Here is a 25,045-nt window from a genome sequence, read left to right on the forward strand (position 1 = left end):
GGTCGACAGCTGCCCGGCCGGTCGGCGCCGCTCAGTAGACGAGTGCCTGGACTCCGTCGCCCATCGCTTCCTGTACGAAGAGCTGGGCCCCCGCGATCCGTACGCCGTCCAGGACGTCCTGCTCCGTGATGTCGCGGCGGGCCGCGCACTGGGTGCAGACGGTGATCTGTCCGCCCGACCGGATCGAGTCGATCAGATCCGGCAGCGGCGCCGCGTGCGGCAGCTCGAACTCGGCGGCCCGGCCCGGCAGGGCGAACCAGGACGACTCACCGGTGAGCCAGAGCGAGACCTCCACCCCGCTGGCCACCGCGACCGCCGCCACGGTGAAGGCCTGGGAGCACCGTTCGGGAGCGTCGGATCCCGCGGTCACCTTGATCACTAGCTTCTTCTGCGCCATGCCCGAACTGTAATCGGCGGCCGTACAACCCCCTTCCGTCCCGGCGAGTCAGGTGGATGCACGGATAGGGAATCCGCGCCTCTGGTCTCGTGGGGGGACCCCTTTGGAAGCGGTACACGGCGTTCCTGAACAGCAGGAACAGCAACAGCAGGAACAGCAACAGCAGGAACAGCAGGAACAGTCCGAACGGGAACAGCAGCAGGAGCCCGGGAGACCGTCGCGCCGCCGCGGCCGGACCACGCTCATCGTGGCCTCCGCCGCCCTGCTCGGCATCGTCGGCGGCGGCGCGATCGGCTACACCATCCAGGCCGACCGGCCTCCGACCCGGCTTCCCGCCCTGGCGCAGCGGGGGCCGGCGTACCCGGCGAAGCCGCTCGCCGAGGGCGCGGGCCGCGGCCCGCTGACGGCCGCGGAGGACCGCAGGGTCACCACCGACGGCGACCTCCGCAAGCAGCTCGTGCCCCGGCCGCCGGGGGCGCGCACCGCGGACCGGCCGGTGTACGCCCGGGGCGGGCTGCCCAGGGACGGCTGGCTCACGCCGGGCGAGTACGGCATGGAACTGGTGCGCGACGCCGACGGATTCACCGACCTGATCCAGTCGAACGTGCGCCGGATCGCCGCGGACGACTGGATGCAGGGCCAGGACCGGGAGGCGGCCGTGCGGCTGGTGCAGTTCCGGGCCGGATCGGGCCTGGCCGCCCAGGAGACGGCCGACGAGCAGCTGAGATACCTGCCCGACACCGACACCGACACCGACGCCGACGAGGGCGAGCGGGGCGGCACCGTCAAGGGCAGTGGCAACGCCAGGTACGTGGTCCGCGCACCCGAGAGCACCGAGATGTCCGGCGACGGCTACTGGGCCACGGCGATGGGCTGGCGCGGCGATGTGATGTTCGAGATCAACGTCTTCGACTCCCGGCCGATCAGCCAGAAAGACATCAGGACGTTGGCCGAGCGGCAGTTGGAGCGCCTGTGAGCGACGACATGAACGAGACCCCCGTCAACGGCACCGCCGTGAACGAGTCCCCCGTGAACGGCATCACCGTGAACGATCAGGTGAAGAGCCCCGTGGACGACGTACGGACCGACCGGGACGGTGCGCGACCCTCCTGGCGGGCGTCCCGTGCCGTCCGGATCGCGGCCGCCGTCCTCCCCGCGGTGCTGGTGCTCGGCGCCGCAGCGGGCGGCATCGCGTACGTCTCGGTCACCGCCGCGCACGCCGCCACGAAGGCCCCGACCCCGCTCTGGGGCAAGGGCGCGCAGCCCAGGGGCAAGGACCCGGTGACCGGCCTGGCCGGCGGCCGTCAGGACACCGAGCTCAGCAAGCTGCTGCTGCCCGTCCCCGGGCTCTACCGGCTCGGCCCCGACGTCGGCGAGTACGGCAACGACGCCGAACTGACCGCCCAGCAGGCCGAGGCCGTGATCAAGACGAGCGGCAACGGACTGTCCGGCACCCGGCGTGCCGAGTGGAACCGGAAGGTCGAGGGGTGGGGTGTGCGCGGCATGGGAATGCGGTCGTACGCCTCCGACGACAACGGGCTGGTCGTCGAGGTCCAGCTGGCCCGGATCAGGGACACGAAGGCGGTACGGGACCAGTTCACGGCCCGGGTGGCGCTCCTGAAGCTGCTCGGGGCGAGCCCCGGGCCGAAGGTCGAGGGCCACCGTTCCCGTACGGGCTGCTTCCTGCTGCCCAGGGAGCCGAAATCCGGTATCCGCACCATGAACTGCTTCGGCTACCGGGGCGACGTGCTGGTCACGTCCAGCGCCACCTTCACCAAGGCGTTCCACAAGGACGACGCCGTGGCGCTCCTGGGCCATCAGCTCGACTACCTCAAGACCCCGGGAGAGCCCGTATGACCGTGCCTCTGACCGTGCCTCCGAACACGGACGCGCCGGCCGGGCCCCGGGAGCAGCCCCGGCCCGAGGACCGCAGGCCGCTCGGAGACCGCCGGGTGCTGCGCGCGGTGGCGCGCTGGACGCTGGCCGCCGCGGTCTGCGGCGGGCTCGGCGCGGCCACCGCCTGCGGGCTCACCGCCCTGGACCGCACTGATGTCCCCGGACTGGCGACCGCGGACGACGGCCGCTGGGACTTCGGTGCGCTGAAGCTGCCCGCGCTGCCCGCCGGGGCACCCCGGCCCTTCACCGCGGGCAACGACGGGCAGATCCACCATGCGGACGCCCGCGATCTGCTGCTGCCCGCCCCCGCGGGCGCGAAGGGCGATCCGGAGCTGACCGGGGGCTGGGTGCCGGACAGCCGCTATGTGACCGAGTACGACGAGGACGGCCGGGCCGACATCACCACAGGGCTGCGCGACTACGTCGTACGGCACATCGCGGCGCGCGGCTGGACGATGCCGGACGGCACCTCGACCCGGATCTATCTGCTGACCTTCGAGTCGAACGCCTTCGCCCAGGCGTTCAAGGACAACGTCATCAGAACCGGGATCGACGCGGGCCAGCCGCCGGCGGACGCGCCCCTGATGGAGCTCGACGAGAGCTGGGACGGCAGGGGCGCTCCGAAGGAGTTGTCGGAGTCCGTGTTCGCCGAGCAGGAGCCCTACGGCGCGACCCAGGCCCGGACGGCCTCGGTGGTCGCGGGGGACACCCTCGCGGTGATCACCGAGAGGCGGAAGGGCGGGGCCCCCGCCGTACCGTTCCACCAGACGCTCGTCCTGCAGAGCCAGCTCCTCGGCTGACGGCCGTTCCCGGCCGGCGGCCGGGAAGGGTACGCGGCCGGCTGCCGTACCTCGCAGAGAGGGCCGGGCCCCCACCCATTAGGCTGGGACCCGGCCCTTCCTGCTTTTGTCCGTGCAGTCGCTCATACAAGGAGCACCTCGTGCTTGAAGCCTTCTACATCGCCCTGCTGGTCCTGGTCTGCGTCGGCGTCATCGCCTTCACCGGTCTTTCCGTGAAGAAGCTCTACCAGGGTCAGCGCTGACCCTCGGTAACCGGCAGCCGGCAGCCCGAACCCCCCTCTCACAGATCGTCTGAGCCCTCATGATCGAGATTCCGTCGGACCTCCATCCGAGCCTCGTCCCGCTGGTCTTCCTCCTCGGCAACTGGACGGGGGCCGGTGTCGCGGACTTCCCCGGTGAGGAGAAGTGCAACTTCGGCCAGGAAGTCGCCTTCACCCACGACGGCCGCGACTTCCTGGAGTACACCTCGCACACCTGGGTGCTGGACTCCGAGGGCGCGAAGGTCAGGCCGCTGGAGACCGAGTCCGGGTACTGGCGCATCGACGAGCACCGCAAGGTCGAGGTCGTGATGGTCCGCGACCAGGGCGTCGTCGAGATCTGGTACGGCGAGCTCGCCGACCAGAAGCCGCAGATCGACCTGGTGACGGACGCGGTCGCACGGACCGCGGCGTCCGGCCCGTACAGCGGCGGGAAGCGGCTCTACGGCTATGTGAACAGCGACCTGATGTGGGTGGGCGAGAAGTCCACCCCCGACGTCGAGCTGCGGCCCTACATGTCCGCGCATCTGAAGAAGTCCGTCGACCCCAGCGAGTGGGCGAAGGATCTGAAGGACCTTCCTGACGACGGAATCGCCTTCTTCAAGTAACCCGCTCCTACACTGGAGGCGTGGTGACCACTGACTGGCAGAGTGACCTCCGCAGCCGCGGCTACCGGCTGACCCCTCAGCGACAGCTCGTGCTGGAGGCCGTGGACGCACTGGAGCACGCGACGCCCGACGACATCCTCACCGAGGTGCGGAAGACGGCGGGCGGCGTGAACATCTCCACGGTCTACCGAACGCTGGAGCTGCTTGAGGAGCTGGGCCTGGTGAGCCACGCCCATCTCGGGCACGGCGCACCCACGTACCACCTCGCCGACCGGCACCACCACATCCACCTTGTCTGCCGGGACTGCACGGACGTCATCGAGGCCGACATCAGTGTGGCCGCGGGCTTCACCGGGCAGCTCCGCGAAGCGTTCGGCTTCGAGACGGACATGAAGCACTTCGCCATCTTCGGGCGGTGCGCGAAGTGCTCGGCCAAGGCCGTCCCGCCGCCGGCTTCCGGCGGCGGTTCGTAGCCTTCCGGCGGGCGGTCGTAGGCTTGCGGTCATGAAGAGTCCGCTGCTGTCACTGCCCGGTGCCGTCCCCGCCGAAGGCCGGGACGAAGGTGTCGCCGCCCACTACGGGGACCCGTTCCGCGAACAGCGTGCGCTGACGGACGGCGCCGGTCTCGTGGACCTCTCGCAGCGCGGTGTCGTCACGGTCTCCGGCCCCGACCGGCTGAGCTGGCTGCATCTGCTGCTCACCCAGCACGTCAGCGAGCTGCCGCAGGGTGTGGCCACCGAGGCGCTGATCCTCTCGGCCAACGGCCACATCGAGCACGCCCTCTACCTCGTGGACGACGGCGAGACGGTGTGGGCGCATGTCGAGCCGGGCACGCAGCAGGAGCTGGTCGCGTACCTGGAGAGCATGAAGTTCTACTACCGGGCCGAGGTCGCCGACCGCAGCGCGGACATCGCCGTCGTGCATCTCCCGGCCGGTTCGATCGCCGGGGTGCCGGACGGTGTGGTCGTGCGGGAGACGGCGTACGGCCGGGATCTCTTCCTGCCCCGGGAACAGTTGGCGGAGTACGCGGCCGAGCACGGCCCGGCCGCCGGGCTCCTCGCGTACGAGGCGCTGCGGATCGAGGCGCACCGGCCGCGGCTGGGCCTGGAGACCGATCACCGGACCATCCCGCACGAGCTGGGGTGGATCGGCACCGCGGTCCATCTGGAGAAGGGCTGCTACCGGGGGCAGGAGACGGTCGCCCGTGTCCACAACCTGGGGAAGCCGCCGCGGCGGCTGGTCTTCCTGCATCTGGACGGCAGCGAGGTGCTGCTGCCGGGGCCCGGCACGCCGGTCCGGCTCGCCTCGGACGGCGCGGAGGGCCGCCAGCTGGGCTTCGTCACCTCGTCGGCCCGCCACCACGAACTGGGACCGATCGCTCTGGCGCTGGTGAAGCGCAATGTGCCGCTGGACGCGGAGCTGCTCGCGGGGGACACCGCGGCCGCCCAGGAAGTCGTCGTGGAGCCGTAGGGCTCTGTCCCGGGCTGCCGGGCTGCCGGGCTCTTGGGGCTCGCCGGGCTGTCCCGGCCGGGTGTCCCGGCCAGGCTGTCCCGTCGGGCCGGAGTCAGATCTCCAGCAGGACCGTGAACGGGCCGTCGTTCGTCAGCGAGACCCGCATGCTCGCGCCGAACCGGCCCGTTTCGACCGTCGCGCCCAGGGCGCGCAGCTGAGCCACCACCTCGTCCACGAGCGGCTCGGCCACCTCGCCGGGAGCGGCCCCGTTCCAGGTGGGGCGGCGGCCCTTCCGGGCGTCTCCGTACAGCGTGAACTGCGAAATCACCAGCAAAGGTGCATTCACGTCCGAGCACGACTTTTCGCCCGACAGGATCCGCAGCGACCAGACCTTTCGGGCTAGCTGCGCCGCTTTTTCCGTTGTGTCCTCATGAGTGACCCCCACAAGGACACACAGACCCTCGCCGGTGATCTCACCCACGGTCTCACCAGCCACGACGACGCTCGCGCCGTCCACCCTCTGCACCACTGCACGCATGCGGTCCAACCTATCCGGGGCCGAACGGGTGCGGAGAGCCAGCAGCGGCACCACACGGAGTGGCACCATGCACGGGAGGCGGTGCACCGCACCGGTCGAGGGGACGGAATACGCATATGAGCACATCTGGCGCCAGGCAGTCGCCCGGTCCCGTATCCATGACCCGGATCAGCTCGGTACAACGGGCACCCGCGCCGCGCGCGGGCGCCGCGCTCCCGGCGACCACCGGGCACGACATCGGCGGGCTGCGCCTGTCCGAACTGCGCACGCTGCGCAGGGACGCCCAGCGGGACGAGGCCGACCTCAGTTACGTACGCCGGATGCTGCACGGGCGGATCGACATCCTCCGCGCAGAGCTGTCCCGGCGCACGGGTCCGGAGTCCCCGGTCGTGGAGCGGCTCTCCGAGATCCTGGCCGACGTGCCGTCCTCGCACCGCTCGTCCGCCCGCCATGTGACGCTCTCGACGCCGCGCAGCGCGGAGAACAGCAAGCTGGCCGCCGACATGCTCGCCGAGGTGGAGCTCTCCGACCTCGGCGCCCGTACGGACGAAGAGCTGCACACCGGCATGGGCCGTCTCGTCCGCTACGAACAGCAGGTCTCCAGCCGCAGGCAGCACCTCCAGCGCACCGCGGACGATTGCAGCGCGGAGATCGCCCGCAGGTACCGTGAGGGCGAAGCGCAAGTAGACGACCTGCTCACCTGAGGCGATCCCTCCGGTGGGCGGGGCCCCGTTCCCGGAAGGCCGACGATGACCGCCAGCTCCACCGCCCCTGTATCCCCGGTCCTCGCGGAGGTCGTGCGCTCCGGCTTCGTGGAGGGCAGGCACCGGGGCTCGCTGGTGGTGCTCGCGGCGGACGGGAGCGTGGACCACGCGCTCGGCGACCCGTCACTGCCCGTCTTCCCGCGCTCCAGCAACAAGCCGATGCAGGCAGCCGCCGTGCTGCGGGCCGGGCTCGACCTCTCCGGCGAGCGGCTGGCGCTGGCCGCGGCGAGCCACTCGGGCGAGGAGTTCCAGCGGGCGCTCGTGCGGACGATGCTCAGTGAGTACGGGCTGAGCGAGAGCGATCTCCAGTGCCCGGCCGACCTGCCGCTGGACCCGGTCGAGGCCGAGGGGTATCTCGCCGCGGGTCACGGGCGCGAGCGCGTCACCATGAACTGCTCGGGCAAGCACACCGCCATGCTGGCCGTCTGCGAGCTGAACGGCTGGCCCACCGACTCCTACCTCGACCCCTCCCACCCGCTCCAGCGGCTGGTCCTGACGGTGATCGAGGAGGCGGCGGGCGAGCCGGTGGCCTCGGTCGGCACGGACGGGTGCGGGGCGCCGCTGATGGCGATCAGCCTGGTGGGCCTGGCCCGTGCGTTCCGTACGTTCGTGCTGGCCCCCGAGGGCTCGCCGGAGCGCCGGGTCGCGGACGCGATGCGCGCCCACCCCGAGTACGTAGCGGGGACCCGCAGGCCCGACACCTGGGTGATGCGGGCGCTGCCCGGGACGCTCTCCAAGATGGGCGCCGAGGCGGTCCAGGCGCTGGCGCTCCCGGACGGCCGGGCGCTCGCCTTCAAGGTCGACGACGGCGCGACCCGGGTGCTCGGCCCGGTGCTGGCGCGGACCCTGGAGCGGATGGGCGTGGAGAGCCCGGTGCTGGCCAGGCTGGCGGACGCGCCGCTGCTCGGCGGCGCCGCGAAGGTCGGCGAAATCCGCTCGGCGGTCTGAAAACACCGGTCTAGACGTGCTGGTGTCCCGGCACTTGATCCGAGGTCACCGGTCCGGAAGCGCGGTCCCGAGGTGCCGGTCCGAAATTCGCGCGACAGTCCGATGGACGGGTGTTTAGCGTGGCCACCATGGCAGTTGAGATCCGCACCGTCTCCGAGTCCGAGTACCCCGACTGGCTCCGCGCCTGTCACACCGGCTTTCTCCACCCGCCGGCGGTCTCCGACGAGGAGGTGCGCAGCCGCCGTCCGCACACGGATCTGGCGCGCACCCAGGGGGCGTTCGACGGCGGGCGCTGTGTGGCGACCTTCCGGTCCTTCGCGCAGCAGATCACTGTCGTCGGCGGGGCCTCGCTCCCGTCGGACGCGGTCACCAACGTCACGGTCACCCCGACGCACCGCAGGCGCGGCCTGCTCAGCCGGATGATGGCGGTGGACCTGGCGGCGGCGAAGGAGCGCGGGGAAGCGCTGGCGACGCTGATCGCCGCCGAGTACCCGATCTACGGCCGGTTCGGCTTCGGACCGGGGGCCTGGGCCACCGACTGGACGGTCGACGTGCCGCGCGCCGGACTCGACCCGCGCTGGGCCCGCCCTGAGTGCGGCGGCCGGATCGACCTGGTCGACGGGGCGGACGTACGGAAGCTCGGGCCCGAACTGCACGCCCGCTTCCGGCGGTCGCAGCCCGGCGCGGTCAGCAGGAACGAGCGCTGGTGGGCCACGAGGACGGGACTGGAGCCGATGCCGGGCGGCCGGGCGCCGTGGACCGAACCCTTCTACGCGGTCTACCGCTCGCCCCGTGGTGAGGTCGACGGTCTGCTCGTGTACACCGCCGACGACCACTGGGGCCCCGCCAAGCAGCCGCTCAACACCGCGACCGTGCAGGACCTGATCGCCGTCTCCCCGGCCGCCGAACGCGCCCTGTGGCACTTCCTCTGCTCGGTGGACTGGGTCACCACCGTGCAGGCGGCGCACCGGGGCCCGGACGATCTGCTGCCGTCGCTGCTGCCCGACCCGCGCGCGGCCAGGATCACCCAGCACGCGGACTTCCTGTGGATCCGGCTGCTCGATGTCGTACGGGCGCTGGAGACCCGGACGTACGAGGGGTCCGGCACCCTGGTTCTTGAGGTGCGGGACCACGACGGGCTCTCGGCCGGCCGCTACCGGCTGGACGCCTCGCCCGACGGCGCGGTCTGCGCGCCGACCTCGGAAGCGGCCGATGTGACTCTGGATGTGGGGGAGTTGGGGGCCCTGTATCTGGGCGATGCCTCGGCGGTCCGGCTCGCCGCGCTGGGCCGGATCTCGGAGGAGACGGCGGGTGCGGTCGCCGTCGCCGAGGCGCTGTTCCGTACGGCGGTCCGGCCGTGGTGCCCGGACGGCTTCTAGGGCCTGTGTGGAGTTGTGATCAAGGCTGTGATCCGAGGTGTCGGATCCAGCGGAGGCCGACGCATAATTCTAGTCCGGCCTGGTAGCTTTCAGGCTTTTTGTCGTAGCGGACGGCGAGACCGCGCCAGTCTTTGATCTTGTTGATGGCGCGTTCGACGCTGTTGCGGAGTTTGTACAGCTGCTTGCCCCAGGTGACGGGCCATCCGCCGCGTGAGCCGCGGTTCTTGCGGTGGGCGGACTGGTCCTTCTTCTCGGGGGTGACTGCTTTGATCCCGCGTCTGCGCAGGCGGCAACGGTTCTGGCGGGACGAGTACGCCCTGTCGCCCGCGACTGCGTCGGGCGACGAGTCGGGCCTTGCGGCGACGCCTCACACGTCGTCGTTCCTCCCGCTCCTGGGTCAGTTACCCGTCTTGTTCCTGACTGGCGCCCCCTTTTCCGCGGCAGCCTTCTCCAACGCGTCCAGGGCCTCGGGCTCCACGAGCCCCGGCAGCATCACGATGGGCCCGGACCGTGGTCCGGTCCACGCTGACCAGCGACAAGTCCACCCGGCTCCGCTTCGCCGCCCCGGCAATCGCGCCCTGGAAGACCGCAGTGAACACCCCGGCATCCCGCCACTGCCGAAACCGGCCGTAAACGGTGGACCAGCGCCCGAACCGTTCGGGCAACTCCCGCCACTTCGCCCCGTTCCTGAACCGCCACACGACACCCTCGAAGTGCGCCCGCAGGTTCTCCCGGTACGGCCCGTACTCACCGACCCGCAGGAAGGGAGAGACGAACTCCCACTCAGCATCTGTAAGTTGAGGTCGAGACACCCCGCCGGAGGGCTCCGTGGCGTCAAAGCTTGGGTAGGAGAGGCCCAGGACGAGAGGCCCACCGGCTAGGTTGCCGCTCCAGCTTGGAGGTTACTGGAGGGCTTGGCCCGCCTGCCCGGGGGTGATCTTTGCTCGCCGCGCGGTCAGGGACTCGCGAACCTCTGCTTGGTTGTGCGCGTCTTCGACGGTACGTCCCGCCCGTGCCGGCGCCCTGGTCTTCCTCATGGCGCCGGCCGGGTTCACGGTCAACCCGGTCGTCACCGCTCTCGCCGTGCGCTTCGCCGGCGACGCCCCGACCCTGGCCTCCGCGCTGACCGCCTCCGCGTACAACACCGGCATCGCCGCCCGCTCCGCGCTCGCCGGACAGGCCCGGCCTCGAACCTCAACCCCATCCACGACAGCACCGACAACACGCTCGGCTCCCCGTGGGCCCCCAGTCGAGGCCCGCCTTCCGCGCCAGCCGGAACTTCGCGCCGTCCGGGCAGCAGGAGTGCCTGCCGGTGCTGCCCAGCATTGGCCACTCGTACCTCGGCCGACGCCGCGTGGCCCGTCGGAGCCGGTGATGCTTGGTCGTGTTTGCTACCGGGCCTCTTCCGCCGCCGCACGCAGCACTCCGTCGAGCACCTCCGGGCACGCCCGCAGTGCGTCCGGCCGCAGTGAGACGAAGCAACGGGTGCCCTCCAGCCGGTGCCGGGTCAGCCCGGCCTCGCGCAAGGTCCGCATGTGATGGCTCACGGTCGAGGAGCCCACGCCCAGACCATCGAAGTCCTCCCGCGGATGCTCACCCCGGTCGGCCAGCACCGCGAGGATGCGCAGCCGCACCGGGTCACCCAGCGCCGACAGCGCCTGGGCGAGCGTGACGTCCTGCGGATCGGGGTGGTGCAGCTGGCGGGGCATGGCCTTGAGTCTAGACCGACCCTGCCCCTATAGTCGATGTTCGACGAACATCAACCAATACTGATCGGAGACCGCCATGGACTTTCTGGTGCGCATCGACGCCCCCCGCGTCTACGAACTCCCCGCGGCCGACCACGCCGAACTGGTCAAGCGCGAGCGCGACCGGGGTCGCGAACTGATGGCCGATGGCGTACTGCGACAGCTGTGGACCCTGCCCGGCAAGCGCGCCAACATCGGCCTGTGGTCGGCCCCCGACGCGGACGCCCTGGTGGAGGCCCTCAACAGCCTCCCGATCCGCCCCTATGTCGACATCGACGTCACCGCGCTCGCCACCCACCCCTTGAGCGCCGAGTAGGCGCCAAGGACCCGGCCCGGCCTGCCCCGCGAATCGTGCCGCGTCAGCGTGCGCGGTGTGGCAGCGGAACGAGCGAGAAGTTCTCCAGAATGTGGAACGGCCCTGCGGAGACTGGCGTCTTGGCGTACGGACAGAAGCGTTCGCGGAGAAAGCGGAACGTGGTGGAAGAGCCGCAGAAGTGGTTCGATGCAGTCAGGACCGTACAGGGTTCGTGCAGGGGGAGCCTGTCCGAGTGCCTTCGGCTGGGCCTGAAGACGTGCCTGAAGGCGTGACCGAAGACCTGCCCGAAGCTGAAGCTGCGACTGACGATGTGACCGGCCCGACGGGAAGCGAACAGGTGGTATCCGTGATTCGTGAGAACCTCCGAGACCGGATCACCGCGACACGGTATGTGCTGTTCGGCTTCGACGGCCCGCTCTGCCGGCTGTTCGGCCCGAGCGCCGAGCGGGCGGCTTCCGACGGGATGCGGACGTTCCTGGAGGAGCGCGGGATCACCGCGCTCGCCCCGGACGCGGACCTCGGCGGGCTCGCCGATCCGCTCGACATCCTGCGTACGGTCGGGGCGCTCCACCCGGAAAGCGACCTCGTCGCGGACCTGGAGGAGTGGCTGACGCGCCAGGAGCAGCGGGCCGTCGCCGGGGCGTGGCCCACCATGTACGCGGACGGCGTCGTCCGCACCTGGTCGGCGACCGGCGGGCGGCTGGCCGTCACCACGAACCACTCGTCCCGGGCGGTGCGCGAGTACGTGACGGGCCGGGGGCTCGCCGAGTGCTTCGGACCGCACATCCACGGCCGGAGTGCGACGGACCTCCAGTTGCTCAAGCCGCATCCCCACGCGCTGGAACAGGCACTGGCGGGGCTGGGTGCGGACCGCGCGACGACCCTGGTGATCGGCGACTCGGTGCCGGACCTGCGGGCGGCCCAGGAGATCGGCCTGCCGTTCCTCGGCTACGCGACGAACGACCCGGCGGTCGACGAACTCGCCTCGGCGGGCGCCGACCTGGTGCTCAACACCTGGGAGCCGGTCCTCGACATCCTGTGGGGCCGGTAGGCCGGTAGGCCGGTCCCGCGGTCGCGCTCCATGGCGTACGCCCGTCCGTTCATTGCGTACGCTCGGCCGTCATGAACGGCGAGATGGGCTTGCGTGAGCACAACCGGCAGCGGACCTACTGGGCGATTTCCAACGCCGCGATCCGGCTCTTCCTGGAGAAGGGGTACGACGCGGTGCCGGTGGCGGAGGTGGCGGCCGCGGCCGGAATCTCCAAGCCCACGCTCTTCCGGTACTTCCCGGCCAAGGAGGACCTGGTCCTGCACCGGTTCGCGGATCACGAGCGGGAGGCGGCCGACGTGGTGGCGGGGCGGCCCGCGGGGCGGTCGCCGCTCGACGCGCTGCGGCTGCACTTCCTCGACGGCCTTCAGCAGCGCGACCCGGTGACCGGACTCAGCGACGCGGCCGAGGTGCTGGCCTTCCACCGGCTGCTGTACGGGACGCCCGCCCTCGTCGCGCGGCTGTGGGCCTACTCCGGCCGCACGGAGGACGCGCTGACGGAGGCTCTCGCGGAGGCTGCGGGGGAGGCGGTCCCGGAGGAGGGGGCCGGGGCGCCGGGGGCCCTGCTCGGGGCGCGGCTGGCGGCCGGGCAGATCGTCGCCGTGCAGCGGATTCTGGCCATGGACAACTGGCGGCGGATCGCAGCGGGGGAGAGCGCGGACCAGGTGTATCCCGGCGCGGTGACCGCTGCGGAGGGCGGATTCGCGCAGCTGCGGGAGGGGATCGGGGGCCTGCCTGCTCCCTCGCCTGCTCCCTCGTCTGCTCCCTCGCCGAGTCAGGCGGCGGGCCGAGCGGTGGACCAAGAGTAAAAAATGTTACTCGGTTGCGTTATTCGGTAGGCTGGCCGTATGACGACGCCACCCGACGGGCACCTCGGTGCCGAACTGAGCGCGGAACGGACCTACCACGACGCCTGCCGGGCGGCTCTGTCCGGCATGGCCGAGGCCGCGGAGGAACGGGTCGTCTCCGGCGAGAACGCCTTCGCCTCGGGTGCCGATGCCGAAGTCCTGGGCTACCAACTCCGCAGCCAGGCGAAGGAGTTGCGGGAGGAGCCGGACAGTCCGCTGTTCTTCGGGCGGCTCACCTTCGGCGCGGACGCACCCCGCGACCACCGGGGCCAGAGCTACCACATCGGCCGCCGCCGGATCAGCCGGCACCCGTCGGTGCCGCCCCTGGTCGTCGACTGGCGTGCGCCGGTCTCGCGCGCCTTCTACCGGGCGAGCGCGGGTGACCCGCAGGGCGTCGCGGTGCGGCGGCGGTTCGGCTGGGCGCCCTGGAGCGACGGGTCGTCCGAGGACCTCACCGGCATGGAGGACGAGCTGCTCCAGGCGGCCCCCGGCCCGGAGCGCGCCGACAGGCCGGGGCAGGCCGAGCGTCTGGGGCACGCCGAGCGTCCCGGGCAGGCCGAGGGCGGTGCGGGTGTGCCCGGCGGTGGGGAAGCGCCCTCCTCACCGCCGAGATCGAGCGGCCCCGGGTCGGCCCGATGCGGGACATCGCCGCGACGATCCAGCCGGAGCAGGACGACCTCGTACGGGGCGAACTCGCCGATTCCGTCTGCGTGCAGGGTGCCCCGGGCACCGGCAAGACGGCGGTCGGGCTGCACCGTGCCGCGTACCTCCTCTACACCTACCCGCAGCGCATCCGGCGCAGCGGACTGCTGGTGCTGGGCCCGAACCGGATGTTTCTCGCGTACATCTCCGAAGTGCTGCCCTCGCTCGGGGAGATCGGGGTCCGGCAGTCGACGGTGGACGACGAACTGGCCCGCCACCCGGTGCGCGGTCAGGACCCGCCGGCCGCGGCGGCGCTCAAGCACGACGCGCGGATGGCCGAGGTGCTGCGGCGGGCGCTCTACGCGCGGGTCTCGGCGCCGCCCGCCGGGGGACTCGCGGTGCCCGACGGCTCGTACCGGTGGCGCATCGGGCCGGAGGAACTGGCCCGGATCGTCACGGGGGTTCGGGAGGAGTCGCCGCTGTACGCGGTGGGGCGCGAGCGGGTGCGGAGCCGGGCACTGAACGTGTTCCGGCGCCAGGTCGAGCGCAGGGCCGGGCCGCCGAGCCAGGAGTGGCTGCGCCGGATGGGCCGGGCCCGTGCGCTGTCGGCCTTCGTGGACGCGGTGTGGCCGAAGGTGTCCGCCGAGGAGGTGGTGGCGGAGCTGCTGACCCGGCCACAGCTGCTCGCGGAGGCGGCGGACGGGGTGCTGAGCGGCGCCGAGCAGGAGGCACTGCGCTGGCCGAAGCCGCCGCGTTCCTGGCGCAGTGCGCGCTGGTCGGCGGCCGACCTGGTCCTCATCGACGAGGTGAACGGCCTGATCGAGCGGCCGGAGGGGTACGGGCACGTGGTCATCGACGAGGCGCAGGACCTGTCACCGATGCAGTGCAGGGCGGTGGCCCGCCGGGTGGATTTCGGTTCGGTGACCGTGCTCGGCGATCTCGCGCAGGGCACGACCCCGTGGGCCGCCCGCAGCTGGCCCGAGCAGCTGGCACACCTGGGGAAGCCGGGGGCGGCGGTGGTGCCGCTGACGCTGGGGTTCCGGGTGCCGGAGGTGATGGTGGAACTGGCGAACCGGCTGGTGGCGTCGCTGGGCGTGGAGGTGCCGCTGGGGCGTTCGATGCGGAAGGACGGCGAGCTGGCCGTCCGCCGGGTCGCGTCGGACGGTGACCTGACGGCGGCGGTCGTGGAGTCCGTACGGGCGGCGCTCGCGCAGGAGGGGTCGGTCGGGGTGATCGCGGCGGAGGACGCGGTCCCGGAGCTCCTGGCGGCACTGGATCGGGCGGGGGCCGGGCTGGCGGCTGCCGGAGCGGCGGAAGAGGGCGTGCCGGGTGCGGAGGCGGCCCCGGTGCGGGCGGGTGTGCCCAGGGTGAGCGTGGTGGCCGCCGGGATGGTGAAGGGCCTGGAGTACGACCATGTGGTGGTGGTCGAACCGGCCGCCATCGTGGCCGCCGAGCAGCGCGGGCTGCACCGGCTGTACGTGGTGCTGACCCGGGCGGTCTCCCGGCTGGACCTGGTGCACTGCCGGGAGCTGCCCGCGGAACTGACGGGGGAGCTGCCCGCGGAACTGACGGCGGAACCGACGGCTTCTCCGGGACGGGAGTGAGGCCTGTTGGCGGAGCGTGAGGCACGTTCGATCACTCGCGTGGGGGCCGGGTGCACCCCCGGAAGCAGGCATGACGCATATTGAGGACCATGGTTGAGCAGGCAGAGGAGGGGTGCGGGAAGGCCGCGTCCCCGCCCGCCCGCCGGTCTTCGTCGATGCTTGCGGGTGCCGGAGACGGCCACCTGTTGGCTGCGTGAGTGGGGACGACATGGAAATCGTGGTGGAGTTCGACCGGGCCCCCCGGGCGGAGCACCTGTTGTGGCAGGAACTGTGTGCGGGGCTGCCCGCCGGTACCCCGGCGCCCGCCGGGAGCGGCTCGCACCCCGGGACGCTGGGGGTCGCGACCGCCCGCTCCGGCGACGGCGCACTGCTCGGGTGGGCACCGGTGTTCACCGGCCAGGACGCGGATGCGGCGACCGTCGAGTGGGTGCTGGTGGCCCTGGAGCGCGAGCGCATCGTCCACGGCAGTGTCGCCGAGCCGGACGGTACGGGGGACGAGGAAGCCGTCCTGGTCGCCCTCATCCGTGCGGCGGCCGACGTGGCCCGTGCGGCCGGACTCCGGGCGCTGGACTGGCTGGACCGGGGCGACACCGGCGCGGAGCTGGACGCCCGGGCGGCGGCCGAGCTGGAGGCCTCCATCCACCGGGAGCTGGGCCGCAAGTGGGGCGTCTCGGCGCTGGCCCGCTGGCAGCGCCCCGACGGCCTGCCCGCCGTACGGACCCGCCGGGCGCCCCGGGGCACGGGGTGGCAGGGACTGGAACTGCTGGCCGCCGACGGACGTACGGCGGCCCGGATCGCCGCTGTGGTCGCGGGCCCCGAGGTGTACGTCGAGAGGGTCGCCCACCACGGCGTGGAGGCACCCGAACTGGGCTCCCTGGTGGCGGACTTCGTCGAGCAGATCCGCGAGGACCACCCCTCGGTGGAGTCCTTCCGGGTGCGCGAGCTGGACGACGAGGTGCTGGGTGTGGCGCTCAAGTCGGCCAAGCTGCGCATCAGTCACCGCTGGTGGGAGTACCGCCTGCCCCTCTGAACCGCCTGCCCCTCTGACGGCCGGCCTCTCTGACACTCCTCCTCTCCGCGGCGCGGCTCCGCACCGCCGCCGGGTTCAGACCTCGTGGACCTGGCCGACGGTGCGGATCACGCGGGCCGGATTGCCGACGGCGACGACGTTCGCGGGCAGGTCCCTGGTGACGACCGAGCCCGCCCCGACCACGGTGTTCTCGCCGATCGTCACGCCCGGGCAGACGATGACGCCGCCACCGAGCCAGACGTTGTCGCCGACGGTGATCGGCTGCGCCGCCTCCCACTTGGCGCGGCGCTGCTCGGGATCGATCGGGTGGGTCGGGGTGAGGAGCTGGACGTTCGGGCCGATCTGGACGTCGGCGCCGATGACGATCGCGCCCACGTCGAGAAGGACGGCGCCGAAGTTGACGAAGGTACGCGGCCCGATGGTGATGTGGCTGCCGTAGTCCACCCGCAGCGGCGGCCGGACCTCCACGTCCTCGCCCAGGGAGCCGAGCAGTTCGGCGAGCGCGGCCCGGCGGCCCGCCGGGTCGGTGGGCGGACTGCTGTTGAACCGTTCACTCAGCACGGCCGCGCGCAGTGCGTCCGCGACCAGCTCGGGATCGTCGGCGAGGTAGAGCTCCCCGGCGAGCATGCGTTCCTTCTGACTGGTCACGACGGGCTTCCTCCGGTACTCGTCCCACTCGGCCGCACGGTGCGCCCCCGCCACGATGCACCATCTCCACGGCAGGACCGGCAGGACCGGCAGGACCGGCAGGGCTCAGAGGTTCTTCGACGTGACGACGACGCCGTAGAGGTCGCTGATCGTCGCGAGCGCGCTGTGGTGGATCTGGTCGGCGCTCAGATCGGTGCCCCCCTCGGTGCCCGCGGAGCGCAGCGGGCGGGTCGCGCAGGCGTCGGCGACCACGGTGGGCCTGTTCCCGCGCAGGAAGGCGCCCTCCGCGGTGAACGTCACGCACATGTGTGTCATGAACCCGGCGATGATGACGTCCTTGTGGCCCGCGGCGTCGACGTGCTCGCCCAGATCGGTGCCGACGAAGGCGTTCGGGGCCGTCTTGACGACGACGGGCTCGCCCTCGATCGCCGCCACGGACGGGTGGATCCGGCCGATCTCCGCTCGGATGTCGTACGGGGTGCCCTCGCCGCCGTCGTTGATGACGTGGATGACCTTGGCCCCGGCCTCCCTGGCCCGTCCCAGCAGTGCGGAGGCGGAGTCGAGCGCGGCCTGCCAGCCGTCCAGCTCCATCACGCCACCGACGTAGGTGTTCTGGTAGTCGACGAGGATCAGGGTCGCGCCGGCGAGCGACGCGGGGGTCTCGTCGAAGCCGTTGAGCTCGCGCAGGGTCGTCGTAGCCATGGAAGTGCCGCCTCAGGTGTCGTCATGTCGGATCGGATGTCGCACGCTCGGTGAGCTGCCTCCAGAAAGCTATGGCCGCCGGAGCGTGTCGGCAATGTCGTCTAACATGCAGATCCAGACATCGCGTCCGCCATTGCCATTGCCGTCGCCGTCACGGGCTGGGCCGGCTGACCGGGGGGGGGGGAGACCCATGAGTACCGTCGAACGGCTCGTCGTCATCGTGCTCTTCGAGGGCGTCGACCTGCTCGACATCACCGGGCCACCGGAGGTGTTCTCCCTCGTGCGGCGGGAGACGGACGGTGCGACGGGGTACGAGGTCGTCCTCGCGGCCGAGACCATGGACCCCGTCACCACCTCGGCCGGTGTGCGCGTCCTCCCCGACCGCACCTTCCACGAGGTGTCCACGAGGAGCATCGACACTCTTCTGGTGCCCGGCGCGGTCGAAGTCGACAGCCACCGCCGTGTCCACGCACTCGCCGACCCCGTGGTGGTCGGCTGGGTGCGGACGCTCGCGGCCAGGACGCGGCGGGTCACGTCCGTGTGTGTCGGGGCGCATCTCCTCGCCGCGGCCGGTCTGCTGGACGGCAGGCGTGCCACCACCCACTGGTCGACCGCGCAGCAACTGGCCGCCGATCACCCCGGGGTCGAGGTCGACGCCGACCCGATCTTCATCCGCGAAGGCGACGTGTGGACCGGCGCGGGCATCAGCGCCTGCCTGGACCTGGCGCTCGCCCTGGTCGCCGACGACTTCGGCGAGGCCGTCGCGCTCCGCGTCGCCCGCCAGCTCGTGATGTATCTCAAACGGCCGGGCGGGCAGAGCCAGTTCAGCGTTCCCCTCGAACCCGTCTCCACGACACGGCGCGTGGAAGACCTCCGTCACCACATCATGCGCAACATCGGCGAACAGCTCACCGTCGCGGACCTCGCCGCGTACGCCCATGTCGGCGAGCGCCAGCTCACCCGGATCTTCAAGGCCGAACTCGGCATGACCCCGAGCGCCTACGTCGAGTCGGCCCGCGTCGAGGTGGCGCGCAACCAGCTCGAATCCACCGATGCGACCCTCGAACGCATCGTGTCCCTGTGCGGCTTCGGCACGACCGACACCTTGGTACGGGCGTTCCGCCGGAGGCTCGACACGACACCGACGGAGTACCGGCTCCGGTTCCGCGCGATGGCGCGCTGACTGCGGGATGCGCCGTCCAGAAAACACGTTCAGGCAGGTCAGAGCCGCTTTTTAAGAGCTTCTCGGGCGGTGCGGACGGCGTTGAGCGGTAATCTGGAACCCATGAAACCGCGTGATCTTGAGAACCTCGCGCACCTGCGCCGGGCCCGGGATCTGATCGACCGGGAGTACGCGCGTCCACTCGACGTACCGACGATGGCCCGGCACGCACTCATGTCGCCGGGACACTTCTCGCGGCAGTTCCGGGCGGCCTACGGCGAGACGCCGTACAGCTACCTCATGACCCGTCGCATCGAGCGGGCGATGGCGCTGCTGCGCGGCGGTACGAGCGTGACCGACGCGTGCATGGAGGTCGGCTGTACGTCGCTGGGCTCGTTCAGCTCGCGGTTCAGCGAACTCGTGGGGGAGCCGCCGACCGCGTACCGCGCCCGCGGACACGGCGCCGTCACGGCGATGCCGGCGTGCGTGGCGAAGGTGCGCACCCGGCCGACCAGGGGCGCAGCGGCTGGAGCCAAGGACACAGCGAAGGACACAGCGGCCGGAACCACCTAGGCGGTTTCGTTCTGGTGCGGGGTCGTCCACGGCGGCGGGAACGCGCAGGCGGGCCATCACGTCCGTGAGGACGGGTGCATCGCCGGCCTCCCCCGCGGTGAGGACGAATGCCAGTGGTCGGCACCGGCCGTCGGCCGCGAGGCGGCTCTTTCCCGGGTCACCCGCGCCGAACGGCGTCATGTGCCTGCGGACCGGACCCGCTGGCCCTCGGAGAGGGGCGGTGCGAAGGCAGTGGCGGCCGAGCGGAATGCCCTCCGGTAGGCGGACGGGGTGATGTCCAGGGCAGTGCGCATATGCTGCCGCAGGTTGGTGCCGCTGCCCAGGCCGGCCCTGGCGGCGATGTCGTCAACAGGCAGTTCGGTCGACTCCAGCAGATGGCGTACGTGTGCCAAGCGGGCCGAGGCGAGCCATTCGGCCGGGGAGAGTCCGGTCTCCTGCCGGAAGCGCCTGGTGAAGGTCCGTACGCTCATGTGGCAGTGGGCCGCGAGGTCTCTGAGGGACAGCCGCCGATCCAGGTGTTCCGTCATCAGCGTCCGCGCCCCGGTCGTCGAGGTGCCCGCGTCCTCCCGGACCGGGTGCTCGATGTACTGTGCCTGCCCTCCGTCTCTCATGGGCGCGACGACGTTGTACCGCGCCACCCGGTTCGCCACGGAACTGCCGTGGTCCTCCCGGACCAGGTGCAGGCACAGGTCGATGGCGGCCGCGCCGCCGGCCGACGTCAGGATCCCGCGATCGGCGATGTAGAGCGGGTCGGTGTCGAGGTCGACTGCGGGAAAGAGCCGCCTGAACTGCTGCGCGTAGCGCCAGTGGGTCGCGGCCCGGCGGTTTTCCAGCAGGCCGGCGGCCGCGAGTACGAACGAGCCGGTGCACAGGGACACCACCCGGGCGCGGCGCCGGACCGCACGGCGCAGCGCTTCGGCGACGGAGGCGTCCACCGCGCCGGCGTCCAGTACCTCCGGGCAGCGGGTGCCGGCGACGATCACCGTGTCGGCGTGCTCCAGCAGGGACAGGTCGCCCTGCGGCGTGACGCCGTACCCGTTCACCGTCGGTACTGGGGAGCCGTCCGGGGTGAGGGTGCGTACCTCGTAGGCCGCGGTGCCCGCGCGGGTTTCGACCGCGGCAAGCATCTGGGCCGGGATGCTCAGGTCGAAGGCCACCACCGGTGCGAGGGCCAGGACGGCCACATGATGCGGTGTTGCAACAGTCATGGCCCAATAGTTGCACATAGTGACTCGCGGGCCACTTCTGTGCCGCTCGTGATCGGCAGAGACTGAGGTCAGTTCCGCACAACAGACCGGGCAGCACCCGGTCGAATCACCCGGAAGGTGACCATCCAGTCATGACTGTCCCCGCTGTAGATCCCGAGATCCAGACCCTGCTCGACACCGCCGACACCGGCGTCTTCCCCGTCCATGGCCTGGACGCCGTCCTCGCCGACCCCCAGCGCTACGCACTGCTGCGCGCACGCCCCGACGCCCCCGTCGACGACCAGGTCAAGGTGCGAGACCTGTACATCCCCGGCCCCGCAGGACAACTGCGACTGCGCGTCTACCGCCCCGACACCACCGAAGACCTGCCGATGATCCTCTACATACACGGCGGCGCCTTCACCTACGGATCCCCCGAGGCCGAAGAGGGACGCTCCCTGCGCTACGCCCGCGACGCCCACGCCGTCGTCGTCTCCGTCGACTACCGCCTCGCCCCCGAACACCCCTACCCGGCCGCAGCCGACGACGCCTACGCCGCCCTGACCTGGATCGCCGACAACCCGGCCGAACTCGGCGGAGACCGCACACGCATCGCGGTGGCCGGCGGCAGCGCCGGCGGGAACATCGCAGCCTCCACCGTGCTCCGCGCCCGCGACCAGGCGGGCCCGCACCTGCTCTTCCAGTCCCTGACCTACCCCAGCGTGGACGGCAGTCTCACCAGCGCCTCGGCACGGGAGTTCACCGATACCCCGGTCTTCAACCGGGCGGCGCTGGAACTGGCCGTGCAGTACTACGCGAAGGACGGCCACGCCGACCCGTACGCCTTCCCGATCCGCGCCACCGATCTCAGCGGCCTGCCGCCCACCTACATCGCCGTGGCCGAGATCGACCCGCTGCGCGACGAGGGCCGCGACTACGCCGCACGCCTGTCCGCCGCCGGCGTCACCACCGAACTCGTCCAGGTCCCCGGCGCCGTCCACGGCTTCGACCTCCTCTTCCCCCAGGCCCGCATCAGCGAACACAGCCTCACCGACCAGGTGCGCACCCTGCGCCAGGCCCTCCACCCCTGAGAGGACCTCGACCGTCTGCCTGGGCGGACTCCACGTCGCAGGCACGGCCTGGCTGGGCCCTGTCCGGCCGATCCACGAAGATCGGCCGGACAGGGCCTAGCGTTGGCCCCATGACCATCGCGCTCCAGTACTGCCACATCACCGTCAACGACCCGGACGAGGCACTCACCTTCTACCGCGACGCGCTCGGCCTTGAGGTGCGCAACGACGTGGCGTCGGGGGGATTCCGCTGGGTCACCCTCGGCAGCGCGTCCCAGCCGGGCCTGGAGATCGTGATCTCGGAACCGCACGCGGGCCGGTCCCAGGCCGACGGCGACGCTCTTCAGGAACTCCTCACGAAGGGCGTCCTGCCGAACATCGTCTTCCGCTCCGACGATCTCGACGCGACCTTCGAGAAGATGCTCGCGTCCGGCGCCGAGGTGCTCCAGGAGCCCATCGACCAGCCCTGGGGCCCACGCGACTGCGCGTTCCGTGACCCCTCCGGCAACATGGTGCGGATCGCCCAGGCGCCGAAGGAGTAGCCGCGCGGGACGCCACACCGGGACGTCAGGCGCGGCGCTGCCCGCGGGCCGGTCCATGCCGCTGCCGTCGCCGGCCGTCCGGGCGCCCTCGATGTGCGCACCCCTTGACCTCAAGTGCAGTTGATGTACGAGGGTCGACGACCATGACACGTTTCCTCGATCTCGTTCATCCTGCAGCCCATACCGCTCTGATCAGTGAATGGCTCACTGGTACCTCCGAGCGTTCGCGCACCGCCGCCGATGCTGTGATCGGCGAATGGGCGGCAGCCGAGACGCCCACAGGGCGCTTGGCGCAACACGTCTTCCTCTCCACGGACGGCGCGGGCCTGCTCTTCTACGCTCAGTGGACCAGCGATGAAGACCACCTGGCGTGGGCCCGCGCCCATCGCGGCGACATGGTCAGCCGCGTCGACACGCTCGTACCGGGGATCGAGCGCCCCGGACTCAACCGGACCCGCCGCCACCGCAGCGTCGTTCATGACGCGGTGCACCCCACTGGCATCTTCGTGGTCAGCACCATGGCAGCCACCGACGTACAGAGCGTGGTGCGGCCGGCCCCGGGGCTGCTCGGGGCACACGTCCACCTGACCTCCGGTGAGGAGCGCGCGATCGTGATCGCCGAGTGGGCCGATGCCGCATCCCATGACGAGGCCGCCCTTGGAGCAGCGCCCTTCAAGCGCTACACGCTCCACCACTCGTTCCTTGAGGACGGTGAGGTCGGCGGAGAACGCTCGCTTGAACGCGGCGAGCGCCGCCGGACCGGCCGTTGACCCCCAAGCGCGAGAGCACTCGCGGCCGGGCCCCGCACGCGGCCGGCCGCCTACTCCGGCTGCGTCGCGATCTGGATCAGATTGCCGCAGGTGTCGTCGAAGACGGCGGTGGTGACGGGGCCCATCTCCAGGGGTTCCTGGGTGAAGACGACGCCGAGGCCGCGCAGCCGCTCGTACTCCGCCTGTACGTCGTCGACGGCGAACTGGTGGATCGGGACGCCGTCCGTGACGAGCGCGTCGCGGTAGGGCTTGACGGCCGGGTGGCCGGCGGGCTCCAGGAGGAGTTCGGTGCCGCCGGGCTCGGCGGCCGAGACGACGGTCAGCCACCGGTCCTCCCCGCCCACCGGGACGTCGTGCTTCTTCACGAAGCCGAGGATCTCGGTGTAGAAGCGCAGGGCCTTGGCCTGGTCGTCGACGAAGACGCTGGTCAGATGGATCTTCATGGGGTGCTCTCTTCCGGTCCGGACGTGTCGGGCAGGGGCCATCGCTCGGCGATCTGCCGCAGCGGGGCTGTACTGAGGTCGTGGAACTTGTAGCGGCCCTCCCGCCTGGTCTCGACGAGTCCGGCGGCCTCCAGTACGGCGAGGTGCTGGGAGATCCCCTGGCGCGAGATCCCGAGTCCATGCTTCATGCTCAGCCGCGAGCAGATCTCGAACAGTGTCTGCCCGGACTTCTCCGCGAGCTCGTCGAGGATGATGCGGCGGGTGGAGTCGGCCAGGGCTTTGAAAAGGTCGTCGGCCACCTCCACAGGATAGGCAAGTCATTACTTGCCTATCAAGCCAAGGGCGAGGGCGCGCCGGCCCGAACCGGCCGCGCCAGTGTCATGGCACACTTTTGCAAGCGCCTGCTTGCAAAAGTTAGCGACATGGGTGCAGAGTCGTCCTATGGCATCACTCAACGTCGGCAATCTCGGGGAGTACCTGCGCGAGCAGCGGCGCACCGCGCAGCTCTCCCTGCGCCAGCTTGCCGACGCGGCCGGGGTGTCGAATCCGTATCTGAGTCAGATCGAGCGCGGCCTGCGCAAGCCCAGCGCGGACATTCTCCAGCAGCTGGCGAAGGCGCTCCGGATCTCCGCGGAGACCCTGTACGTCCAGGCCGGGATCCTTGATGAGCGGGAGCGGGACGAGCTGGAGACGCGCGCCGTCATTCTGGCCGACCCCTCCATATCCGAGCGCCAGAAGCAGGTGCTGCTCCAGATCTACGAGTCCTTCCGCAAGGAGAACGGGCTCGAACCGGATGCGCCCCGCACGGCGGACACCGGCAAAGAAGTACGCGACGTACGCGATGTACGCGACGACCACGAACAGAACTGATCCGGGAGGACCACAGTCATGGCCATCACCGATGACCTGCGCAAGACCCTCACCGACCCGACCCCCCTCTACTTCGCGGCCGGTACGGCCGACCTCGCCGTGCAGCAGGCCAGGAAGGTGCCCGCGCTGCTGGAGAAGTTCCAGGCCGAGGCGCCCGCCCGTATCGACGCGGTGCGCAACACCGACCCCAAGGACGTCCAGGACCGCGTGACCACGCAGGCCAAGGAGGCCCAGGCCACCGTCACCGCGAAGGTCAGCGAGGTGATCGGGGCGTTCGACACCGACCTGAAGAAGCTCGGTGAGACCGCCCAGGACCTGGCGCTGCGCAGCGTGGGCGTGGCCGCGGAGTACGCGGTCCGGGCCCGTGAGACGTACGAGAAGGTCGCCGAGCGCGGTGAGCAGTCCGTACGCCAGTGGAGGGGCGAGGCCGCCGACGACATCGTCGTGTTCGGCACGGTCGTCGAGCCGGACGCCCCGGCCAAGCCGAAGTCCGGGACCAGGACGGCCGGCAAGGCCACGCCCAGGACCACGCCCAAGTCCAGGACCGAGACCAAGACCGAGGCCAAGACCGAGGCCAAGACCGCGCCGAAGCCGGGGGCCAGGACCGAGTCGCGGATCGCTCAGCCCCGGACCGCCGCCAAGCCCGCGTCCCCCTCGGCGTCCGCGTCGTCGGCGTCGTCCGCTTCGAAGTCCGACGTGAAGGCCGAGGCCAAGCCGGCCGCCGCGAAGAAGAGCGCCGCCCCGCGCAGCACGACGGCGAAGAAGACCACGCCGCCGGCCGGGAAGTAGCACCTCGGGAAGCA

Annotated in this window: 28 protein-coding genes and 3 pseudogenes; 21 read left to right on the plus strand and 10 right to left on the minus strand. The window is 71.2% G+C overall.

Annotation, left to right across the window (positions count from 1 at the left end):
- Positions 1-31 precede the first annotated feature (31 nt).
- The gene (locus OG285_RS18800) at positions 32-397 is read right to left on the minus strand and encodes a DsrE family protein (protein WP_164259682.1); all 366 of its coding nucleotides are present in this window, start codon (positions 395-397) and stop codon (positions 32-34) included.
- 103 nt (positions 398-500) lie between these two features.
- Between OG285_RS18800 and OG285_RS18805 the strand changes: the two genes are divergently transcribed.
- From OG285_RS18805 to OG285_RS18830, 6 genes are all read left to right on the plus strand, one after another.
- Complete coding sequence (locus OG285_RS18805) at positions 501-1,373, plus strand: hypothetical protein (RefSeq protein WP_371791622.1); 873 nt, start codon at positions 501-503, stop codon at positions 1,371-1,373.
- Entirely contained in the window at positions 1,370-2,254 is an 885-nt protein-coding gene (locus tag OG285_RS18810) for a hypothetical protein (RefSeq protein WP_371791623.1), read from the plus strand. Before OG285_RS18805 ends, OG285_RS18810 begins: the two co-directional genes overlap by 4 nt.
- The gene (locus OG285_RS18815) at positions 2,251-3,093 is read left to right on the plus strand and encodes a hypothetical protein (RefSeq protein WP_356827577.1); all 843 of its coding nucleotides are present in this window, start codon (positions 2,251-2,253) and stop codon (positions 3,091-3,093) included. Before OG285_RS18810 ends, OG285_RS18815 begins: the two co-directional genes overlap by 4 nt.
- A 301-nt stretch (positions 3,094-3,394) precedes the next feature.
- On the plus strand, positions 3,395-3,958 hold the full coding sequence (locus OG285_RS18820) for an FABP family protein (RefSeq protein ID WP_356827579.1): 564 nt from the start codon (positions 3,395-3,397) through the stop codon (positions 3,956-3,958).
- A gap of 20 nt (positions 3,959-3,978) precedes the next feature.
- Entirely contained in the window at positions 3,979-4,431 is a 453-nt protein-coding gene (locus tag OG285_RS18825) for a transcriptional repressor (RefSeq protein ID WP_356827581.1), read from the plus strand.
- Between the two features lie 31 nt (positions 4,432-4,462).
- Positions 4,463-5,428: a folate-binding protein gene (locus OG285_RS18830; protein ID WP_356827583.1), complete on the plus strand. Its 966-nt coding sequence runs from the start codon at positions 4,463-4,465 to the stop codon at positions 5,426-5,428.
- A gap of 94 nt (positions 5,429-5,522) precedes the next feature.
- Here the strand turns inward: OG285_RS18830 and dtd are convergent, their stop codons facing one another.
- Positions 5,523-5,948: a D-aminoacyl-tRNA deacylase gene (dtd, locus tag OG285_RS18835; RefSeq protein WP_356827585.1), complete on the minus strand. Its 426-nt coding sequence runs from the start codon at positions 5,946-5,948 to the stop codon at positions 5,523-5,525.
- Positions 5,949-6,064: 116 nt separating this feature from the next.
- Here dtd and OG285_RS18840 point away from each other — a divergent pair, with 116 nt between their 5' ends.
- The 3 genes from OG285_RS18840 to OG285_RS18850 all read left to right on the plus strand — a co-directional run bounded on the left by OG285_RS18840 (position 6,065) and on the right by OG285_RS18850 (position 9,039).
- Positions 6,065-6,652 carry an ABC transporter substrate-binding protein gene (locus OG285_RS18840; RefSeq protein WP_356827587.1) on the plus strand — a complete coding sequence of 196 codons (588 nt, stop codon included), beginning with the start codon at positions 6,065-6,067 and terminating at the stop codon, positions 6,650-6,652.
- Between the two features lie 45 nt (positions 6,653-6,697).
- Complete coding sequence (locus OG285_RS18845; protein WP_371791624.1) at positions 6,698-7,660, plus strand: asparaginase; 963 nt, start codon at positions 6,698-6,700, stop codon at positions 7,658-7,660.
- Positions 7,661-7,788: 128 nt separating this feature from the next.
- Positions 7,789-9,039, plus strand: a complete 1,251-nt coding sequence (locus OG285_RS18850) for a GNAT family N-acetyltransferase (RefSeq protein WP_371791625.1) — start codon at positions 7,789-7,791, stop codon at positions 9,037-9,039.
- A gap of 19 nt (positions 9,040-9,058) precedes the next feature.
- Here the strand turns inward: OG285_RS18850 and OG285_RS18855 are convergent.
- Both OG285_RS18855 and OG285_RS18860 read right to left on the minus strand, forming a co-directional pair.
- Positions 9,059-9,851: pseudogene (locus OG285_RS18855) on the minus strand (IS5 family transposase).
- 579 nt (positions 9,852-10,430) lie between these two features.
- Positions 10,431-10,748 carry an ArsR/SmtB family transcription factor gene (locus OG285_RS18860; protein ID WP_371791626.1) on the minus strand — a complete coding sequence of 106 codons (318 nt, stop codon included), beginning with the start codon at positions 10,746-10,748 and terminating at the stop codon, positions 10,431-10,433.
- A 76-nt stretch (positions 10,749-10,824) separates the two neighbouring features.
- Between OG285_RS18860 and OG285_RS18865 the strand changes: the two genes are divergently transcribed.
- The 5 genes and pseudogenes from OG285_RS18865 (at position 10,825) to OG285_RS18885 (ending at position 16,275) form a co-directional block, all read left to right on the plus strand.
- Complete coding sequence (locus OG285_RS18865; RefSeq protein WP_371791627.1) at positions 10,825-11,103, plus strand: muconolactone Delta-isomerase family protein; 279 nt, start codon at positions 10,825-10,827, stop codon at positions 11,101-11,103.
- Positions 11,104-11,449: 346 nt separating this feature from the next.
- A complete protein-coding gene (locus OG285_RS18870) occupies positions 11,450-12,154 on the plus strand; it encodes an HAD family hydrolase (RefSeq protein WP_371791628.1) in 705 nt (234 codons plus the stop codon).
- A gap of 71 nt (positions 12,155-12,225) precedes the next feature.
- Positions 12,226-12,960: a TetR/AcrR family transcriptional regulator gene (locus OG285_RS18875; RefSeq protein WP_371791629.1), complete on the plus strand. Its 735-nt coding sequence runs from the start codon at positions 12,226-12,228 to the stop codon at positions 12,958-12,960.
- Positions 12,961-12,999: 39 nt separating this feature from the next.
- Positions 13,000-15,245 (plus strand): annotated as a pseudogene (locus OG285_RS18880) (AAA family ATPase).
- Between the two features lie 208 nt (positions 15,246-15,453).
- Positions 15,454-16,275: a hypothetical protein gene (locus tag OG285_RS18885; protein ID WP_371791630.1), complete on the plus strand. Its 822-nt coding sequence runs from the start codon at positions 15,454-15,456 to the stop codon at positions 16,273-16,275.
- A gap of 75 nt (positions 16,276-16,350) precedes the next feature.
- Here OG285_RS18885 and OG285_RS18890 read toward each other — a convergent pair whose 3' ends face one another.
- Positions 16,351-16,902 carry a sugar O-acetyltransferase gene (locus OG285_RS18890; RefSeq protein ID WP_371793565.1) on the minus strand — a complete coding sequence of 184 codons (552 nt, stop codon included), beginning with the start codon at positions 16,900-16,902 and terminating at the stop codon, positions 16,351-16,353.
- 126 nt (positions 16,903-17,028) lie between these two features.
- Positions 17,029-17,625: a cysteine hydrolase family protein gene (locus OG285_RS18895; protein WP_371791631.1), complete on the minus strand. Its 597-nt coding sequence runs from the start codon at positions 17,623-17,625 to the stop codon at positions 17,029-17,031.
- A 190-nt stretch (positions 17,626-17,815) separates the two neighbouring features.
- Here OG285_RS18895 and OG285_RS18900 point away from each other — a divergent pair, with 190 nt between their 5' ends.
- Positions 17,816-18,808 carry a GlxA family transcriptional regulator gene (locus OG285_RS18900; protein ID WP_371791632.1) on the plus strand — a complete coding sequence of 331 codons (993 nt, stop codon included), beginning with the start codon at positions 17,816-17,818 and terminating at the stop codon, positions 18,806-18,808.
- Between the two features lie 102 nt (positions 18,809-18,910).
- Positions 18,911-19,360 carry a helix-turn-helix transcriptional regulator gene (locus tag OG285_RS18905; protein WP_371791633.1) on the plus strand — a complete coding sequence of 150 codons (450 nt, stop codon included), beginning with the start codon at positions 18,911-18,913 and terminating at the stop codon, positions 19,358-19,360.
- Between the two features lies 1 nt (position 19,361).
- Here the strand turns inward: OG285_RS18905 and OG285_RS18910 are convergent.
- Both OG285_RS18910 and OG285_RS18915 read right to left on the minus strand, forming a co-directional pair.
- Positions 19,362-19,510: pseudogene (locus OG285_RS18910) on the minus strand (IS5/IS1182 family transposase); the annotation flags it as partial.
- Between the two features lie 26 nt (positions 19,511-19,536).
- Positions 19,537-20,568, minus strand: a complete 1,032-nt coding sequence (locus tag OG285_RS18915; RefSeq protein ID WP_371791634.1) for a GlxA family transcriptional regulator — start codon at positions 20,566-20,568, stop codon at positions 19,537-19,539.
- A 131-nt stretch (positions 20,569-20,699) separates the two neighbouring features.
- On the opposite strand from OG285_RS18915, the gene OG285_RS18920 reads away from it, so the two are divergent.
- The 3 genes from OG285_RS18920 (at position 20,700) to OG285_RS18930 (ending at position 22,929) form a co-directional block, all read left to right on the plus strand.
- Positions 20,700-21,638, plus strand: a complete 939-nt coding sequence (locus OG285_RS18920; RefSeq protein ID WP_356827609.1) for an alpha/beta hydrolase — start codon at positions 20,700-20,702, stop codon at positions 21,636-21,638.
- Between the two features lie 110 nt (positions 21,639-21,748).
- Positions 21,749-22,159, plus strand: a complete 411-nt coding sequence (locus OG285_RS18925; protein ID WP_356827611.1) for a VOC family protein — start codon at positions 21,749-21,751, stop codon at positions 22,157-22,159.
- Between the two features lie 287 nt (positions 22,160-22,446).
- Positions 22,447-22,929: a hypothetical protein gene (locus OG285_RS18930; RefSeq protein WP_371791635.1), complete on the plus strand. Its 483-nt coding sequence runs from the start codon at positions 22,447-22,449 to the stop codon at positions 22,927-22,929.
- 50 nt (positions 22,930-22,979) lie between these two features.
- Here OG285_RS18930 and OG285_RS18935 read toward each other — a convergent pair whose 3' ends face one another.
- Positions 22,980-23,372, minus strand: coding sequence for a VOC family protein (locus OG285_RS18935; protein ID WP_356827615.1), 393 nt, complete (start codon positions 23,370-23,372; stop codon positions 22,980-22,982).
- Complete coding sequence (locus tag OG285_RS18940; protein ID WP_356827617.1) at positions 23,369-23,671, minus strand: metalloregulator ArsR/SmtB family transcription factor; 303 nt, start codon at positions 23,669-23,671, stop codon at positions 23,369-23,371. Before OG285_RS18940 ends, OG285_RS18935 begins: the two co-directional genes overlap by 4 nt.
- A gap of 142 nt (positions 23,672-23,813) precedes the next feature.
- Here OG285_RS18940 and OG285_RS18945 point away from each other — a divergent pair, with 142 nt between their 5' ends.
- Both OG285_RS18945 and OG285_RS18950 read left to right on the plus strand, forming a co-directional pair.
- Positions 23,814-24,242, plus strand: a complete 429-nt coding sequence (locus OG285_RS18945; protein ID WP_356827627.1) for a helix-turn-helix transcriptional regulator — start codon at positions 23,814-23,816, stop codon at positions 24,240-24,242.
- Between the two features lie 18 nt (positions 24,243-24,260).
- Positions 24,261-25,031 carry a hypothetical protein gene (locus tag OG285_RS18950; RefSeq protein WP_356827629.1) on the plus strand — a complete coding sequence of 257 codons (771 nt, stop codon included), beginning with the start codon at positions 24,261-24,263 and terminating at the stop codon, positions 25,029-25,031.
- The last annotated feature ends 14 nt before the right edge of the window (positions 25,032-25,045 follow it).

Source organism: Streptomyces sp. NBC_01471, from assembly GCF_041438865.1.
GTDB lineage: Bacteria > Actinomycetota > Actinomycetes > Streptomycetales > Streptomycetaceae > Streptomyces.

What these genes read in the sequence shown, in the direction of transcription:
- OG285_RS18890 (WP_371793565.1), bottom strand. Translation starts at nt 16,902, where the DNA reads ATGCTCGCCGGGGAGCTCTACCTCGCCGACGATCCCGAGCTGGTCGCG.
- OG285_RS18900 (WP_371791632.1), top strand. Translation starts at nt 17,816, where the DNA reads ATGAGTACCGTCGAACGGCTCGTCGTCATCGTGCTCTTCGAGGGCGTC.
- OG285_RS18820 (WP_356827579.1), top strand. Translation starts at nt 3,395, where the DNA reads ATGATCGAGATTCCGTCGGACCTCCATCCGAGCCTCGTCCCGCTGGTC.
- OG285_RS18840 (WP_356827587.1), top strand. Translation starts at nt 6,065, where the DNA reads ATGAGCACATCTGGCGCCAGGCAGTCGCCCGGTCCCGTATCCATGACC.
- OG285_RS18800 (WP_164259682.1), bottom strand. Translation starts at nt 397, where the DNA reads ATGGCGCAGAAGAAGCTAGTGATCAAGGTGACCGCGGGATCCGACGCT.
- OG285_RS18925 (WP_356827611.1), top strand. Translation starts at nt 21,749, where the DNA reads ATGACCATCGCGCTCCAGTACTGCCACATCACCGTCAACGACCCGGAC.
- OG285_RS18945 (WP_356827627.1), top strand. Translation starts at nt 23,814, where the DNA reads ATGGCATCACTCAACGTCGGCAATCTCGGGGAGTACCTGCGCGAGCAG.
- OG285_RS18865 (WP_371791627.1), top strand. Translation starts at nt 10,825, where the DNA reads ATGGACTTTCTGGTGCGCATCGACGCCCCCCGCGTCTACGAACTCCCC.
- OG285_RS18950 (WP_356827629.1), top strand. Translation starts at nt 24,261, where the DNA reads ATGGCCATCACCGATGACCTGCGCAAGACCCTCACCGACCCGACCCCC.
- OG285_RS18860 (WP_371791626.1), bottom strand. Translation starts at nt 10,748, where the DNA reads ATGCCCCGCCAGCTGCACCACCCCGATCCGCAGGACGTCACGCTCGCC.
- OG285_RS18885 (WP_371791630.1), top strand. Translation starts at nt 15,454, where the DNA reads ATGGAAATCGTGGTGGAGTTCGACCGGGCCCCCCGGGCGGAGCACCTG.
- OG285_RS18895 (WP_371791631.1), bottom strand. Translation starts at nt 17,625, where the DNA reads ATGGCTACGACGACCCTGCGCGAGCTCAACGGCTTCGACGAGACCCCC.
- OG285_RS18830 (WP_356827583.1), top strand. Translation starts at nt 4,463, where the DNA reads ATGAAGAGTCCGCTGCTGTCACTGCCCGGTGCCGTCCCCGCCGAAGGC.
- OG285_RS18845 (WP_371791624.1), top strand. Translation starts at nt 6,698, where the DNA reads ATGACCGCCAGCTCCACCGCCCCTGTATCCCCGGTCCTCGCGGAGGTC.
- OG285_RS18875 (WP_371791629.1), top strand. Translation starts at nt 12,226, where the DNA reads ATGAACGGCGAGATGGGCTTGCGTGAGCACAACCGGCAGCGGACCTAC.
- OG285_RS18915 (WP_371791634.1), bottom strand. Translation starts at nt 20,568, where the DNA reads ATGACTGTTGCAACACCGCATCATGTGGCCGTCCTGGCCCTCGCACCG.
- OG285_RS18850 (WP_371791625.1), top strand. Translation starts at nt 7,789, where the DNA reads ATGGCAGTTGAGATCCGCACCGTCTCCGAGTCCGAGTACCCCGACTGG.
- OG285_RS18905 (WP_371791633.1), top strand. Translation starts at nt 18,911, where the DNA reads ATGAAACCGCGTGATCTTGAGAACCTCGCGCACCTGCGCCGGGCCCGG.
- dtd (WP_356827585.1), bottom strand. Translation starts at nt 5,948, where the DNA reads ATGCGTGCAGTGGTGCAGAGGGTGGACGGCGCGAGCGTCGTCGTGGCT.
- OG285_RS18935 (WP_356827615.1), bottom strand. Translation starts at nt 23,372, where the DNA reads ATGAAGATCCATCTGACCAGCGTCTTCGTCGACGACCAGGCCAAGGCC.
- OG285_RS18815 (WP_356827577.1), top strand. Translation starts at nt 2,251, where the DNA reads ATGACCGTGCCTCTGACCGTGCCTCCGAACACGGACGCGCCGGCCGGG.
- OG285_RS18920 (WP_356827609.1), top strand. Translation starts at nt 20,700, where the DNA reads ATGACTGTCCCCGCTGTAGATCCCGAGATCCAGACCCTGCTCGACACC.